At 60.0% G+C, this 14,365-nt stretch carries 15 protein-coding genes; all 15 read right to left on the reverse strand.

Annotation, left to right across the window (positions count from 1 at the left end; genetic code table 11):
- Positions 1–55 precede the first annotated feature (55 nt).
- Positions 56–292 (reverse strand): hypothetical protein, encoded by a 237-nt coding sequence (locus D8780_RS11700; RefSeq protein ID WP_121645745.1) that lies wholly within the window; start codon positions 290–292, stop codon positions 56–58.
- Between the two features lie 113 nt (positions 293–405).
- Positions 406–963: a hypothetical protein gene (locus tag D8780_RS11705; RefSeq protein ID WP_147440311.1), complete on the reverse strand. Its 558-nt coding sequence runs from the start codon at positions 961–963 to the stop codon at positions 406–408.
- Between the two features lie 190 nt (positions 964–1,153).
- Complete coding sequence (locus tag D8780_RS11710) at positions 1,154–1,693, reverse strand: contact-dependent growth inhibition system immunity protein (RefSeq protein WP_121645747.1); 540 nt, start codon at positions 1,691–1,693, stop codon at positions 1,154–1,156.
- On the reverse strand, positions 1,693–2,208 hold the full coding sequence (locus D8780_RS11715; RefSeq protein ID WP_121645748.1) for a contact-dependent growth inhibition system immunity protein: 516 nt from the start codon (positions 2,206–2,208) through the stop codon (positions 1,693–1,695). The genes D8780_RS11710 and D8780_RS11715 overlap by 1 nt, the downstream gene beginning before the upstream one ends.
- Positions 2,205–3,599, reverse strand: a complete 1,395-nt coding sequence (locus D8780_RS11720) for an endonuclease toxin domain-containing protein (protein WP_158598497.1) — start codon at positions 3,597–3,599, stop codon at positions 2,205–2,207. The genes D8780_RS11715 and D8780_RS11720 overlap by 4 nt, the downstream gene beginning before the upstream one ends.
- A 311-nt stretch (positions 3,600–3,910) precedes the next feature.
- A complete protein-coding gene (gene ligD / locus D8780_RS11725; RefSeq protein WP_121645750.1) occupies positions 3,911–6,514 on the reverse strand; it encodes a DNA ligase D in 2,604 nt (867 codons plus the stop codon).
- Between the two features lie 3 nt (positions 6,515–6,517).
- A complete protein-coding gene (gene ku / locus D8780_RS11730; RefSeq protein ID WP_121645751.1) occupies positions 6,518–7,396 on the reverse strand; it encodes a non-homologous end joining protein Ku in 879 nt (292 codons plus the stop codon).
- A 119-nt stretch (positions 7,397–7,515) separates the two neighbouring features.
- Positions 7,516–8,790, reverse strand: a complete 1,275-nt coding sequence (locus D8780_RS11735; RefSeq protein WP_121645752.1) for a cytochrome P450 — start codon at positions 8,788–8,790, stop codon at positions 7,516–7,518.
- A 5-nt stretch (positions 8,791–8,795) separates the two neighbouring features.
- Positions 8,796–9,593: a Phenylacetic acid catabolic protein gene (locus D8780_RS11740; RefSeq protein ID WP_121645753.1), complete on the reverse strand. Its 798-nt coding sequence runs from the start codon at positions 9,591–9,593 to the stop codon at positions 8,796–8,798.
- Positions 9,594–9,605: 12 nt separating this feature from the next.
- Positions 9,606–10,679, reverse strand: a complete 1,074-nt coding sequence (gene paaE / locus D8780_RS11745) for a 1,2-phenylacetyl-CoA epoxidase subunit PaaE (RefSeq protein ID WP_121645754.1) — start codon at positions 10,677–10,679, stop codon at positions 9,606–9,608.
- Positions 10,680–10,689: 10 nt separating this feature from the next.
- Positions 10,690–11,211, reverse strand: coding sequence for a 1,2-phenylacetyl-CoA epoxidase subunit PaaD (paaD, locus tag D8780_RS11750; protein ID WP_121645755.1), 522 nt, complete (start codon positions 11,209–11,211; stop codon positions 10,690–10,692).
- Entirely contained in the window at positions 11,211–12,068 is an 858-nt protein-coding gene (paaC, locus tag D8780_RS11755; protein WP_121645756.1) for a 1,2-phenylacetyl-CoA epoxidase subunit PaaC, read from the reverse strand. Before paaC ends, paaD begins: the two co-directional genes overlap by 1 nt.
- Complete coding sequence (gene paaB, locus D8780_RS11760) at positions 12,068–12,352, reverse strand: 1,2-phenylacetyl-CoA epoxidase subunit PaaB (RefSeq protein WP_121645757.1); 285 nt, start codon at positions 12,350–12,352, stop codon at positions 12,068–12,070. Before paaB ends, paaC begins: the two co-directional genes overlap by 1 nt.
- Positions 12,353–12,383: 31 nt before the next feature.
- Entirely contained in the window at positions 12,384–13,388 is a 1,005-nt protein-coding gene (gene paaA / locus D8780_RS11765; RefSeq protein ID WP_121645758.1) for a 1,2-phenylacetyl-CoA epoxidase subunit PaaA, read from the reverse strand.
- Positions 13,389–13,556: 168 nt separating this feature from the next.
- On the reverse strand, positions 13,557–14,351 hold the full coding sequence (locus D8780_RS11770; RefSeq protein WP_121645759.1) for a PaaX family transcriptional regulator C-terminal domain-containing protein: 795 nt from the start codon (positions 14,349–14,351) through the stop codon (positions 13,557–13,559).
- Positions 14,352–14,365 lie beyond the last annotated feature (14 nt).

Here is a 14,365-nt window from a genome sequence, read left to right on the forward strand (position 1 = left end):
TGAGCGCCGTCCGAACCATCGGGCGGCGCTATTCAGGACAGCATGGACCGCGCCGTCAGGACACGCTGTCGTTCAGGCCGGAGACGCCATCCATCTCGGCGCAATGGGCGCAGCAATAGACGGTGTCACCCTTCTCCACACCATGGCCGATCACCCGCGCGTCGCATTGCGGGCAGGTCGGCGCGAGCGCCGTGATCGCGCACTCGAAGCTGTCGAAGGTGTGGGTCTGGCCGTCCATCGTCACCTGAAAGGCCCGGCTATAGTCATTTCCGCATTGTTCGCACTGCGCCATGGCTCGTCTCCTCATTCCGTTGGTTCAAGGAGCAATCCGGGCGGGAGGCGATGGTTCCGGGTTCATGCCCTTCCCCCGTTAACGATCGTCGCCTTCTGGCCAGGGCCTTGTCATCATCGATCGTTCAAGGTCGTTCCAGCCTCGGCATCCATCTCTGCTTCCGGCTCCGGCTCGTCGCCCAGATCATCGAACGGCAGCGGCTCGCCATAACAATCGCAGGTCGGAAACTCTCCCGGATAGCCGTCCTTGAAACCCTTCTCCCAGTCGAATTCCTCGCCCTCCCTCACCTCATGATACTCGTCGGGACAGGTCGGGCCAAAGCGCCAGGTATAAGAAGGAATACCGCTGCCGACCTGCAGCTCGGCGTTGATGTCCGCGCCGAACCGTTTCAGCAGGTCACGCTCGAAGCAGGCGATCTGCCGCTCGGCCTGCTCCGGCGAGATATCCGGAGTCTTCCGCCGCTCCTCGACATAAACCTGCCGGAATGAAATGGCCTCGTCGCGCAAGGCGGACAGGTTGGGCCGGTCCCTGTCGGTCAGGGGCCCAGGAAACTGCGAGCCGATTTGCGCGACGATTTTGCGCCATTGCTCATCGGCGATCGCGTTGAACTGTCGTGCGATGGCCTTCCGCTCTATCAGCAGCCTTAGCTCGCGCCGGAGCCAGCCGATCACCGGCACCGACTCCGCTGGCAAGAGCAATTGCGTGACATTAGCGTCTCCCCTTCGGCCATCTGGCAGCTCATGCCAACCAGATTGACATAAAGCGGCAGGCACGAAAAGGATTATATTCTTGCGACCGAGATGAGCGAAAGCAAGACGGCTAGCGCTCCGCCAATTCCGCCTCAGCCCAAGGAGGCCTTCCTCACGTCCCCTTATAGCTGCCGTCTCGACTGAACTCGAGTTCGGATAGCAGCGCCGTGCCGAGTTCTTCATCGGACACGGTGTCGGTAAACTTGATCGTCTCGCGGTTCTCGAACAGCGTCCAACGATCTCCAATGATGTGCCGGAGAGGCTCCAGTTCGATCGTTCCCTCAGTCCAAACCAGATCGACGCTCGCCGAACCTTCGAACAGTATCTTGATACTCCGGGCGCCCGCGCGCTTTTTCATTTCTTGGATGGATCGATCAGAAGGGCCTGATTTCACGTAATCCCGAACCGCCCGAATGGCATCGTCATACTCCAGATAACGGCTGGCGTGCAGGGCCTTCCAGGCGGCAGCTCCCAATTCGGCCGCACGCAAATCCCGAGAGTAAAATTCATCCATCCCTTCGGGGTCGATGCTTGCCATGCCATAGCACGCCCAAGAGTGGACGCGGTAGAAGAGTCGAAAAGAAAAGACTGACGCCCTCCGCTCCGGGGTACCCCTCGTATTCCTATCGTAGAACTGGTCGACGCGAGACATTAGGCGCCTTTGCTGATCGCCAGATGCTCCCGTATAGCCGCGCCCAGTTCCTCATCCTTAATCGTATCCGGCAATTCCAACCGCTCATAATTCCGCACAGGGCCCCAGCTTTCAACGCCAGTGTTTTTCCAGGCCGAGATGGTGATGGAATTTTCATCGTGCCAGACGGATACGCTACCAGCGCCGCGATATAGTGTTCTCAAGCTCTTCACACCGGCCAATTCCAGCATTGTTCTATCAGTCTTTTTAAATTCGCCGGTCCTTCTGTAATCATAGGCTCGATCCCATAATTCGTCGTCTGGCGACGCTCGGCTTGCAGCAAGCGCCTCGCGAACCGCGTTTCCAAATTTCTCGTCATCGATATCGATCGTCGGGAATTGTTCATAACCGCCCGGATCGTAGATCGACGCACCCCAGACGAGACATGAATAGATGCGATAGAAGCGTCGAAATTGGAAAACATTGGCTTGCTGTCTTACCGGTGAACGCCGTTTGTTTCGATTGCTTCCGATCATTGGTGCACCACCGTCACAATCATCTCAATCTTCAAACTTTCTGCATAGGCGATAGCCCGTCTGATTTCGTTTAGTTGACCCGATGATACGCCACGAGGGATAGCCAGTTCCAATCGTTTCACCACAATCTCATCGGCGCTCAACTCAAAGTCGTTTCTCATATCGCGGCCAAAGTGGTGCATCTTATCGATATAACCCTTCAGGCGATGAAATATTCGCCTTGGATCGTCAGTATAACTTTTCTTCCAAACATCGATCGTTTTTACGCTTGTCGCAGTCTTACTGACCTTATCCCAGAAATCGAAGGTCTTGAAGTTAGGGGCGATAGTGTGAAGCCAGAGCCCCAGTTTTCCCTCTTTGGCAAGATGCGCTTCGAAGGGGTCGCCCTGCTGTCGAATACCTTTTCCGAAAATAATCGCCGTATTTCTGGCATGGCGGAAGTCGCGGCGCAGCCAGTTTCTGTTTTGGCGGCTCAACCTCTGCAGATGCATTCTGAGTTCAGCGACGGATGCACCGACCCTGAGCGACTTACCGCTCGGCATCCCTTTGAGAAGTTTCGGCAGCGTCGTCGCGCCTAGCCCTACCGAACTGATCGTGTGGAGAAGGACCTGGGTGTTGAGATAACCGGAAGCTTCTCGCGCGGCTTCCGCGTCGGCCTGTGTGGTGAATCCGGAGCGATAGGCTGCTTCCGTTTCCCGCGCGCGGGCATGGACGCTCTGGGAATAATTTCGGAACGAAACCGCGAGTTTCGGCGCATGCAGTGCGAGTTCTTTGAGGGCTTCGGCCTCTCCAAGCGCTCCGCCGAGGATCTCTTGGAAACGCTGCGTTTCTTGCCGGGTCAGGCCTTGAGTGCCGAGTTTTAGAAGAAGGTAGGCGAGTTCGCCGATCGTGCCCGCGAGGCCGATCAAATCCCGTAAGGATTCAAGGTAATCCGCCGCAAAGTCGCGGACCGCGCGGTAGAAACCACGGTCTTCCGCAGCCCTCAATGCGGCTTCGAACTCCGGCCCGATATCCGGCACCCAGTCTGGCTCGTCGTCGGGCAGGTAGGGTTCCGCATGGCAGCGGCAGTTGAAGGCATGGCCGGGATGTCCGCCCTCAGGCGGATCGTCCCAGTCGAACACCTTGTCGTCATGTGTGGCATGCAACGGCCGGACGTCGGAATCGTCGCGGCTGCGCCAGACATATTGGTCGATGCCGAGGTCCTGTTGCTGCTCGGCGTTGATTCGCGCAGCAAAGGCTTGGAGGAGCCGTGCCTCCATTCGTTCACGCCGTGCTCCGAATTGCTCGGAGTCATCCGCTGCCACGGAGATAATGGAGGCGATACGCCGGTCCCATTCGATCAGCGCGTCTGCACGTGCTCCGGTGACATCCGACAGATCTTCGCGCGTCAACGGCGGATTGAACTTGCCGCCGATCGTCCGCAGCAGCGTGCGTTCGTTCTTGGCTGCTGCCGCGTCCAGACGCATTGCGAATGCACGTCGCGCGCTATCATCTGCAGTAAGAGGCTGGCGCTTCGCTTCCCGCCAAGCAGCGGCGGCAACCGCAAAACGTGCACGGTTCAGCGCAGCGTCCGAGCGCAGGTGGGCAAATCCGTTGTCAGGCACCTATCCAAGCCACCATTCATCCGTTCGATCGGATGACAGTGTGCAGGTGCTCAGAGCACTGTGAATAAATTCATAGAGAGGGCAACAGGGTCAGTACCCTAGCCGCTCATCAGCTTCTCCAGCCCCTCCACCTGCGGCTTGCCGATGCTCTGCAGGTCCGTGCCGTCGATCAGCGGGCATGGCGCGTCCAGCCGCTCATAGCCATTGGAAAGGTCGAACGTGTTGGCGGCTTTCAGCGTGTCGAGTTCATCCCACGTGGCCGGCATGGCAAGCGGCCCGCCCTTTCGCGCGCGCAGCGAATAGGGGCTGGCGGCCGTCGCGCCACGCTGGTTGCGCAGCCAGTCGACGAAGATGCGCCCGCCGCGCTTGGCCTTGCGCATATTGGCGGTGAAGCGCTTCGGCTGGCTGTCGCCGAGATAGGCGGCCAGCGTCTGCGCAAACAGCGTCACCGTGTCGTAATCGGCGATGCGCCGGAGGCGCGCGGTGACGTGAATGCCCTTACCGCCGGTGACGACCGGCACGGTTTCGATGCCGAGATCGGCCAGAAGGTCGCGCAGATCGCACGCCGCGCTCTTCACGTCGCCCCAGCCAAGCCCTTCATCCGGGTCCAGATCGAAGATGATGCGGTCCGGCTTGTCGAGCTTGTCGGCGGCGGCAATCCAGGGGTGAAATTCGATCGTGCCCATCTGCGCGGCAGCGACGAACCCCTGCTGCGCTTCGACCATGAGATAATCGGCGCTGTCGCCGTCGCTCTCTTCGACCTTCACCGCACCGATGCCGGGCGGAAAGCTGCCCTCGTAGTGCTTCTGGAAGAAACACGCCTTGCCGCCCCGCACCCCGCCCGGGCAGCGAACCAGCGAGAGGGGCCGCCTGCCCGCCAGTTCGAAGAGACGCTCACCCGCAGCTTCCGCCCATTCGGCGACATCGCGCTTGGTCCATTTCGCATCGTCGAAGATGACGCGCTTGCTGCTAGTGATGGCAATGCCCGCGACCTTGCCGCCAGTGCTCTTCGTGGGCTTGGCCTTTGATGAAGTTGGGGTCTCCATCTTCGCCACCTCGTCGATCGACGCTTCGCCGGCGCTGGCGCTTTTCTCGTCCACCACGGCATCCGCCGGTTTATCCTTGCGAAGGCCGAGAAACACGCCGTGACGGATATGGCCGTCATCGGTCAGTTCGGCGAATTTCACTTCGGCAACGAGCTTCGGCGTCACCCAATGCGCGCCGCGCTTCATCGCACGCGGCACCGCCTCAAACGCCATGGTCTTGCGCGCCAGCGGCTTCATCGCGCTTTCCAGTTGCGCCATCGTTTCCTCGTCGAAGCCGGAACCGACACGACCGCGATAGACGAGATCGTCGCCATCGAAGACACCGAGCAGGAGCGATGAGAAGGCCCTTCCCTTCTTGTCGCTTTCGCTCCAGCCACCAATGACGAATTCCTGGCGCTTCTCCGCCTTAACCTTCAGGAAATTGCGGTTGCGGCCGCTCCTGTATTTGGCGTCGGCCTTCTTGCTGATGATGCCTTCGCCGCCGGCCTCGGCAATGGCCTTGAAAACCGCCGGCCCATTGCCGGCAATGTGTTGCGAATAGCCGAGCGCGACGCTCTCCGGCGCAGCCCCGATCAGCGCTTCCAGCTTTTCCTTCCGTTCGATGAGCGGCAGACCGGTCAGATCATCGCCGTCAAGTTCGAGGAGGTCGAAGGCCTGGAGTCGGACCGGCGCACCGGCCTCCAGATCGGATTGCAGGGCGGAAAAGGCGCTGCCCGCACCGGCATGCAGAGAGACGATCTCGCCATCGATCAGCGCGCTCTTGCACGGCAGCGCAGCGAGCGCGTCCGGCACGGCCTTGTAGCGCTCGGTCCAGTCCTTGCCATTGCGCGTCCAGAGCTTGACCGCGCCGCCGCCAATCGCGGCGATGCAGCGATAGCCGTCATATTTGGTTTCGTGCAGCCAATCCTCGCCCTCCGGTGCATCGTCCACCAGCGTCGCCAGTTGCGGCTCGCGATAGGGCGGCAGCTTGCCGTCGGCGCGCCGACTCCTGCCCGTCTTCTGCGCGGGCAAAACCCGCCGCGCCGCCTTGCCCTTCTCCGGCAGTTCCTGCGCCTCTTCGCCCTTGGCGATCTGTGCAATGGTCCGGCCGGTTTTCACCGAAAGCGTATTGCGCTTGATGATCCCCTCGCCGTCATCATCGACGGCATGACCGTCGCGTTCCTTGATGAGAAGCCAGTTTTCGCGCTTCTCGCTTGGCTTGCCCTTCATCTTCACGAGTGTCCAGCCGCCGGCCATCCGGTCGCCGAAGAGCTCGAACTTCAGCTTCCCCTCAGCAAGGCCTTCATCGAAATCGGCAAGCGGCGCAAACGCACCGCGATCCCACAGCATGACCGTGCCACCGCCATATTCACCCTTGGGAATGGTGCCCTCGAACGTGCCGTAAGAGAGCGGATGATCCTCGGTCCGGACAGCGAGGCGTTTTTCGGACGGGTCGAGGCTCGGCCCGCGCGTCACCGCCCAGGAGAGGAGGACACCGTTCCAGGCGAGGCGGAAATCATAGTGAAGCCGCGTCGCATCATGTTTCTGAACCAGAAAATGGAGCGCCGGCGGCACATTGGTCTTCGACGAGGATGATGGTTCGGCCGTCTTCGAAAAGTCGCGCTTTTCGTCGTAAGCCTTCAGTGCCTCGGCGGCCTGCTCACGGCGGCTCGCCATCGCTTATGATGCCTTTTTCCGGCTACGCGAGGACGACTTCGATTTGCTGGAACTTCCCGAGGACTTCTTGGACTTCGTATCGTCAGCCTTGTCGAGGCTGGCTTTCAGTGCCGCCATCAGATCGACAACATTGCCGCCCCCCTTTCCCTTGGGGGTCGTTTCGCCATCGCTGACCGGCACGCGCGTGCCTTTTTTGTCGGAGACCTTCGCCTCAACCAGTTCGCGAAGCGCTTCGGCATAATTGTCGCTGAAGGAGGAGGCGTCGAATGGCGCCGTCTTCCGGTCGATCAACGTCGTGGCGACATCCAGCAAATCATCATCGGTCTCCTCATCCTTGATCTCGGAGAAAATCGGATCGGCGTTCCGTATCTCCTCGGCATAATGAAGCGTTTCCAGCAAAAGCCCGTCACCGCAGGGCTTGATCGCGACGAGATACTCCTTGCCGCGCATGGAAAGCTGCCCAAGGCCGACCTTTTCGCTCTGGCGAAGCGCGTCCCGCACCACGCGGTAGGCATCCTGCGCCAGTTCGTCGGTCGGTGTCACATAATATGGCTTGTCGAAATAGAGCGGCGGGATTTCGCAGGAGCCAACGAATTGCACCAGCTCCAGCGTCTTCTTGGTTTCCAGCTTGATCGCGTCGACTTCGTCCGGATCGATCAGCACATACTCGCCGTCATCGGTCTCATACCCTTTGACGATGTCAGAGGTGTCGATCGGACCAATCCCGGCGACCGTCTTCTCATAGGAAACCGGTTTGCCGGATGGTTCGTGAATCTGCCGGAAGCTGATTTTCGAAGCCGTCTTGGTGGCGGTATAGAGTTCGATCGGAATGGAGACGAGCGAGAGGCGAAGCTGGCCTTTCCAGACGGGACGAGGTGCCATGAACGCTTCTCCGAAACTGAACGCAACTGGCCGCAATGCGGCATTCCTGCAAATCCAATTCCCACCGATGAGAATCGTTCCAGCGAGCGCGCCAAAGCCCGCTTTGGCTTCGTGGCGGTTCAGCGATCAAGCCGGGCGGGCAGCGAGAGATACCCACGGAACCGCAGCCGCCTGCTGCGCACCGAACCATCGATCAGGTGGTAAGCCGGAAAGCGTTCCAGAAAGCGCGCTACGGCAATCTGTCCCTCCATCCGGGCCACGCTCATACCGATACATTGATGCGGGCCGGAAGCGAAAGCCAGGTGCCGGTTCGGTCGCCGGCCGATATCGAACCTGTCGGGCTCCTCAAAGACGGCCGGGTCGCGATTGGCTGCCCCGATGCATAGCGTCAGGAAGGTTCCGGCGGGCATGTCGACCCCGTTAAAGGTGACGGGCGCCGTCGTCATCCGGTTGCCGAGTTGGTTCGACGATTCATAGCGCAGCATTTCCTCGACGGCCGTGCGGATGAGCGACGGGTCGTCGAGCAGACGTTGACGCTGGTCGGGAAAACGCTCGAGCAGCTCCAGGCCGTTACCGATCAGATTGGTCGTGGTTTCGTGGCCTGCATTCAGGATGAAGATGCAATTTTGCAGAAGCTCGGCTTCCGACAGTTTCTCGCCGCTCTTCTCCCCCAAGATCAGCCGCGTGAGCATATCCTTGTCAGGGTCGCCGGGGGTCTCGCGGCGCCGACCCACCAGCGTCTCCAGATAGGCGAGGAAATCGGTCACCGCCTGGTTGCCGCGCGCCTCTTCCTCTTCGCTGAGAACAGGCTCCAGCGCGCCGAGAATGGCGAGCGACCAGTCGCGCAGCGGCTCGCGCTCGTCATACGGCACCGCCAGCAAGTTTCCGATCACCTCGACCGGAATGGCGGAGGCGAAATCCTCGATCAGATCGATGGCTTCGCCGCGCTCCGCCTTGGTCTCAAGGTCGTCCAGCAGCCGGCCGACCAGCGCCTCGACATCGCCCTCCAGAGCAGAAACGGCTCTTGGATTGAGGGCGCCGGCCAGAATGGAACGCACCCTTGTATGAAGCGGCGGATCGTTGAAGACGAGACTCGTGGTGTGGTGTTCGAAGAGAGGTGTTTTGCCGTACTTCTCGCCGAACTCGACTGTCTTGTCGGACGAGTAGAGCGACGTATCCTTGTAAACCGCAGTCAGATCGGCGTGGCGGCTGAGCAAATAACTCTTTTCGCCAAGCTTCTTCACCGGCGCATGGGCAAGAAGCGCAGCGTAGGTCGGATAGGGATCGTCGATAAAGCCTTCCGGCGGCCGCCCCAGATCGAACGCGTCAGCTTGAAGAGTGGCGTCACCCTCATGGGGATCAACGCTCTGCTTGACCCGTACCTGCTCGTTCATCGCACTTACTCCTGCCCATAATGCGGGACTGTAGAGATTTCGGCTGCTCGGGATAGATCCAATCGCTGCAGTTTCTCGTTCAGCAGATCGCTCCATTGCTCTCGCAGGACAGCATTCGGACGGGAGCGGAGGCCGATCGCGTTGAGACGGTCAAAGCGGTCGGAGCCGGACTCTCCGAAGGTGTCCGCGACCTTTGGCTGCCAATAGGCAATCGAGCGCTCGGCACCGCTTTTTCCGTCAGGGGAAGCGACAATGCGTTCGAGACCTTCCAGACCAAGTTCCGTATGGCGCTTTTCGCGAGGTTTTATCTGACGGATGACGTCCGCGAGCGGCCTGTAGGAAATGTGGTTCATCTCCTCAAGCTGCACATCCGTCGCCAATCCCATCAGGACATTGAAGACCACCGCATCCACCCATCCGTTCAGCGGAAAATGGAAAACGGAAAGTCGCATGTCCGGGCCATGGCGCCGCGCCGCAAGCGTGGCATCGCGCTCGATCCGAGCGGACCAGTCATGGGCCTGGTTGTAGCGGGTCTTGTCGGTGCCGAAGTCGGACATCAGATCCAAGACGCGTTCGGCATGATCGGTCTTTTCCAGAACGATCCGGCTCGCCGCAATCCGCTCCTTGATGCCGGGCGCGTGGTTGATGCTGTCCGCGAAACCGGCTGAACCCGCCAGCTCGCTGTCAACGAAGGAAGACATCAGCCGCAACAGTTCACCACGGTAGCGGGCCGGCACATTGTCAGGAGCGGTCAGGACGCCGCCCTGCGACAGATAGTGTTCGATTTCGGCTTTTCCGGTCACGCCCTGGCCTCTTCATTCATCATAGGTGAGCACGACCTTTTCGGTCAGCGGATGACACTGGCAGGACAGCACATAGCCGGCCTTCACCTCGTAATCTTCCAGGGCGTGGTTGGTATCCATCTCCACCTCGCCTTCCAGCACCTTGGCCCGGCAGGTGGAACAGACGCCCGCCTTGCACGAATAGGGAGCGTCCATATCGTGCGCCAACGCGGCATCCAGAAGGCTGGTCTGCTTCGACATCGTGAACGAGCGCGTTGTTCCGTCGAGCGTGATCGAGGCTTCGGTATCGCCCCCGCTCTGCTTTTGCCGTCTCGATTTCGCTCGTGTCGCAGCGCGGCCCGGCTGGCTCGAGGCAAACAGTTCGAACTTGATGCGCGAGTCATCCAGCCCATGCTCGCGCAGAGCCTGCGCAATCACGAGCATCAGCGCTTCCGGACCGCAGATAAAGGCGGTGTCGATCGATTCCGGGTCGATCCAGACCTCGAAGAGACGGTCCAGCTTCGCGCGGTCGATCCGACCGCCGAACAACTCGCTCTCGCCGGCTTCGGATTTGAGGATATGAAGCAGCGAAAAACGGCCGAGATAGGTGTTCTTCAGATCCTCCAATTCCTCCCGGAACATGATCGAATTGACCTGCCTGTTGGCGTAGACCAGCGTAAAACGAGCTTTCGGCTCGCGCGTCAGAACGGTGCGGATGATCGAAAGCACGGGCGTGATGCCCGAACCGGCAGCGAAGGCGACATAATGGCGCGTCGAATCTTCTTCGATCGGCGTATGGAAGCGGCCCTGCGGGGGCATGGCCTCCAACGTGTCGCCGACTTTCAGTTCCTCGTTCGCAAAGGTCGAAAAGGCGCCCCCGTCGACGCGTTTGATACCGACCCGAAGAACGGGATCGTCGCAGCCGGCGCAGATCGAATAGGACCGCCGCAATTCTTCATCGCCGAAAGATCGGCGGAAAGTGAGATACTGGCCCTGCGTGAAGGCGAACCTGTCACGGTCGTCCTCACGCGGCTGCAAGGATACAATAACGGAATCGCGCGTGTCACGCTGCAGATCAGTGACCGTCAGGGGCGAAAACCGGCTCATGGCGCCTCACTCAAATACATTTGAAATAGTCGAAAGGTTCAAAACAGCTCTTGCAGCGATAGGCGGCCTTGCAGGGCGTCGACCCGAACTGGCTGATTTTCTCAGTCTCGGTGGAATTGCAGCGGGGACAAGCCACCACAAGCGATGTTCGACCGGCAAGCCGCGCGGCGCGAGACGCGATCTGTGAAGAAGGCTGGCTCTCGCTTGGCGGGGCGATGCCGTAGGCGCGCAGCTTTTCGCGCGCCTCTTCACCGATCCACTCCGTACTCCAGGCCGGAGACAGGCGGCGCTCGATCCGCAGATCCGAAACGCCTTTTGCCGCGAGCGCCGTTTCGATATCGAGTTCGATCACCGAGGTGGCAGGGCAGCCTGAATAGGTTGGTGTTACGGCAACGACCAGCGTTTCGTCTTCATAGCGAACATCACGAACGATCCCGAGATCGGTCACCGATATGACCGGAATTTCCGGATCCGGCACGTCTGAAAGCCAGTTCCAGACGTCCTTGGTATCGGGACGCGTCGAGACAGTCATCACCAGCTCGCATCGGGATAAGCGCGCTGCAGAAACTGCATCTCCGCAAGCAGATGGCCAAGATGCTCGCTGTGCCGCTCGCCATTCCTGCCGCCAGTGCGGGCGAAATCATTATCCGGCCGCTTCAGGGTTGCCTCGGCGAGAACGGCGCTCACATGACTGTCCCACGCAGCTCTCAGAGTCTCCGGGCGCGGCGCGATCCCTGCTTCGGCCACAGCCTCGTCGACACTATCGGTGACGAACATCTCGTTGGCATAGGTCCAAAGCGTATCGAGCGCCTTCTGCACACGGCGATGGCTCTCTTCGGTGCCATCGCCCAACCGGATGATCAGATCGGACGACCGGTCGAGATGGTAGCTGGCTTCTTTCAGGGCCTTTGCCGCGATCTCCGAAACACGAACGCTCGATGAGTCGGTCAAGGCGCGCAGCAACGCGACGTGATACGCGTCGAAGAGAAACTGACGGGTCAATGTGAAGCCGATATCGCCATTGGGTTTTTCGGCGAGGAGCAGGCTCCGGAAATCCATAGCGTCACGCCGGAAGGCCAGTTCGTCCGCGCTTCTGCCCTTGCCTTCCACTTCGCCCGCCAGACCCAACCACATCTGCGTGTGGCCGATCAGGTCGAGCGCGACATTGGCAAGCGCTATATCCTCTTCCAGGACCGGCGCATGGCCGCACCATTCGGAGATGCGATGGCCGAGCACCAGCGTCGTATCACCCAGACGGCAAAGCCATTCGAAGAAGGCCGGCTTCAGTTCTTCGTCATGGAGGTGATGATCGTGCGGCCCCTGTCGCTCGGCGGCGCGGTGCGCCAACTCCTCCACATCGGTGGAATTCATGTCGGGAAGCGACGGCATCACATATGGCCCACTTCATCGGGAATATCGTAGAAGGTGGGGTGCCGGTAGGTCTTGCTCTCGGCCGGGTCGAAAAGAGGCCCCTTCTCGCTCGGAGACGACGCTGTGATCTCGTTCGACTTTACCACCCAGATCGAGACACCCTCCCTTCGACGTGTATAGACATCGCGCGCATGATTGATCGCCATTTCGGCGTCGGGCGCATGCAGACTGCCGACGTGACGATGGTTCAGCCCATGCTGTCCCCGGATGAAAATTTCCCAGAGCGGCCATTCCTTGCTCAAGGCACTTCTCCCAATCGATTCGGTCCGTTGATTATTCGGCTGCTTGAAGCGTGCTTTCCTGGCGACGCTGTGCCTGCTTGTCGGCATGCGCGTTCAACGCGTCGCGGAACCAGGCGCCCTCGTCCCAAGCCTTGCGGCGCGCTTCGATCCGCTCTTCGTTGCAGGGGCCATTGCCCTTGATCACCTGAAAGAACTCCGACCAGTCCGGCTGCGAGAAATCGTAACCGCCCTTCTCTTCATTCCAGGCCAACTCGTCGTCCGGCACGCTCAGTCCGAGGAACTCGGCCTGCGGCACCGTCTGGTCGACGAATTTCTGGCGCAACTCGTCATTGGTGTTGATCTTGATACGCCACTTCATCGACTGGTCAGAATGGACCGAATCCTTATCGGATGGCCCGAACATCATCAGCGACGGATACCAGAAGCGATTGAGCGCATCCTGAGCCATCGCCCTCTGCTCATCAGTTCCGGTCGCCATCTTGCGCATGATGTCGAAGCCCTGTCGCTGATGGAAACTCTCTTCCTTGCAGATGCGGATCATGGCACGCGAATAGGGTCCGTAGGACGTGCGCTGCAGCGGCACCTGATTCATGATCGCTGCACCGTCGACCAGCCACCCGACAGCGCCGATATCGGCCCATGTCAGCGTCGGATAATTGAAAATGGACGAGTATTTCATCTTTCCCGACAGAAGCTGCTCTGTCAGATCGTCGCGCGAAACGCCCAGCGTCTCAGCCGCGGAATAGAGATAAAGCCCATGCCCGGCTTCATCCTGCACCTTAGCCAACAGAATTTGCTTCCGCTCGAGGGTGGGCGCGCGGGTGATCCAGTTTCCTTCGGGCAATTGGCCGACGATTTCAGAATGGGCGTGCTGGCCCATCATGCGGATCAACGTCTTCCGGTAATGGTCCGGCATCCAGTCTTTGGGCTCGATCCGCTCATTATTGTCGATCCGCGCCTGGAAAGCGGCTTCCAGCTCCTCGGTGCCGGCCTCGATTCCATCACGCTCCTTGGCGCCCAGTTCCTGTCCGTACATAAATCCTCCAAACCGATTGGCGATGCACCCGCCCGTCAAGGCAGGAATGCCGCACAGCGATGTCTAGTTTCCTCCACCAGACCCAAGATATAACACAAAACATCACATAAAGAAAGAAATTTGGAAATTGGTGTGATGTTTCGTCGGGCGTGTCGATGCCCCGCCCGGTCAGGCAGGCTCTGCAACATCGGAGAAACAAAGCTTTACGGCTGGCTTTGCCGCCGTCGAAAGATGGCTGTGCATCTCTTCGAAAAGCCCCCTTGCTTCACCGCCAGGCCAGTCAGATGGCAAGCCGTCGGCCGGTAGCTGCGGATCGCGCAGGAGCAGGGTGCGGTAGGCATGAACAAGCAAGAGCCGCGCCAAGAGAGCCTCCTCGGCGGGAAGCGACGCGGCCCTGTCGCGGAGGGGAAGAAACCGATTAATCATGGCCGCATAACCATCCGCCAGTTCGTCGACCGGCCAGAGGGACCGCGCCAGAGCAGGCAATTGTGTCGTGTCGGAGATTGCCCCCACCGTGAAGCTAAGCTCGACGTCCTTCGGAAAGTGGCCACGGTCGGGTGACAGAAACAGATCTCCGGAAAGCCGGCTGAAGTGATTTTCCCTTGCAATCGGCTCTGGCAGCGATGGCGCCATATGTATCGCCCAACCCGAGGGCGGTTCCATAGGCCCATGAAGTTGGCAGGCCACGGCCATGAACTCCTCCTCCGCCGCAGCAGTCAGCCTGTAATAACTCTTCCGGCCCTGCCTTACGCCCTGCAGACGCCCCGCAGCGACAAGCCGTGAAACGGCCGTCCGCACGAGGGTCTCGGAGAACCCCAGTTTTGAACAAAGTCCGATCAGCGCGCTCATCCCGAGAACACCCCCATTGGGCATGACGAGATCGCCATAAATCGTGACGATCATGCCCGGGGCGCGGGGCGCGATTTCATCGCGGATCGCCAGAAGCCGGTCCTCGGCTGACATGCTTCCTCCTTTCG

Source organism: Notoacmeibacter ruber (assembly GCF_003668555.1).
In the GTDB taxonomy this organism is placed as follows: Bacteria; Pseudomonadota; Alphaproteobacteria; order Rhizobiales; family Rhizobiaceae; genus Notoacmeibacter; species Notoacmeibacter ruber.

Excerpts from the sequence above, each read along its gene's own strand:
- D8780_RS11700 (WP_121645745.1), bottom strand. The coding sequence starts at position 292 with ATGGCGCAGTGCGAACAATGCGGAAATGACTATAGCCGGGCCTTTCAG.
- D8780_RS11710 (WP_121645747.1), bottom strand. The coding sequence starts at position 1,693 with ATGTCTCGCGTCGACCAGTTCTACGATAGGAATACGAGGGGTACCCCG.
- D8780_RS11715 (WP_121645748.1), bottom strand. The coding sequence starts at position 2,208 with ATGATCGGAAGCAATCGAAACAAACGGCGTTCACCGGTAAGACAGCAA.
- ligD (WP_121645750.1), bottom strand. The coding sequence starts at position 6,514 with ATGGCGAGCCGCCGTGAGCAGGCCGCCGAGGCACTGAAGGCTTACGAC.
- ku (WP_121645751.1), bottom strand. The coding sequence starts at position 7,396 with ATGGCACCTCGTCCCGTCTGGAAAGGCCAGCTTCGCCTCTCGCTCGTC.
- D8780_RS11735 (WP_121645752.1), bottom strand. The coding sequence starts at position 8,790 with ATGAACGAGCAGGTACGGGTCAAGCAGAGCGTTGATCCCCATGAGGGT.
- paaE (WP_121645754.1), bottom strand. The coding sequence starts at position 10,679 with ATGAGCCGGTTTTCGCCCCTGACGGTCACTGATCTGCAGCGTGACACG.
- paaD (WP_121645755.1), bottom strand. The coding sequence starts at position 11,211 with ATGACTGTCTCGACGCGTCCCGATACCAAGGACGTCTGGAACTGGCTT.
- paaC (WP_121645756.1), bottom strand. The coding sequence starts at position 12,068 with ATGCCGTCGCTTCCCGACATGAATTCCACCGATGTGGAGGAGTTGGCG.
- paaA (WP_121645758.1), bottom strand. The coding sequence starts at position 13,388 with ATGTACGGACAGGAACTGGGCGCCAAGGAGCGTGATGGAATCGAGGCC.
- D8780_RS11770 (WP_121645759.1), bottom strand. The coding sequence starts at position 14,351 with ATGTCAGCCGAGGACCGGCTTCTGGCGATCCGCGATGAAATCGCGCCC.